Source organism: Mesorhizobium sp. M7A.F.Ca.MR.148.00.0.0 (assembly GCF_003997735.1).
Lineage (GTDB): Bacteria > Pseudomonadota > Alphaproteobacteria > Rhizobiales > Rhizobiaceae > Mesorhizobium.
This window is the reverse complement of sequence record NZ_RZTB01000585.1, coordinates 1-265: the sequence shown is the minus strand read 5'-3', so window position 1 is coordinate 265 and position 265 is coordinate 1. Positions and strand designations below refer to the sequence as shown.

General features: G+C 66.4%; 1 pseudogene. It reads left to right on the top strand.

Annotated features, from left to right (window positions below):
- Positions 1-265: pseudogene (locus EOB49_RS35420) on the top strand (ABC transporter permease); the annotation flags it as partial.

Genomic DNA, 265 nt, shown 5'->3' with positions numbered 1-265 from the left:
GCGTGCTCAATCTCGGCATCGAAGGCATCATGCTGTTGTCGGCGATGACCGGCTTCACCGCCGCCAGCCTCAGCGGCAGCCTGTGGCTCGGCGTGCTGGCGGCAGTGCTGACCGGCATGCTGATGGGCGCGCTGCATGCGCTGTTCACCGTGGCGCTCGGCCTCAGCCAGCATGTCTGCGGCATCGGCGTGACGCTGTTCTCGTCGGGCCTCGCCTATTTCCTCTACCGGCTGATCTTCGGCCAGCAGTCGGTGCCGCCCAACAT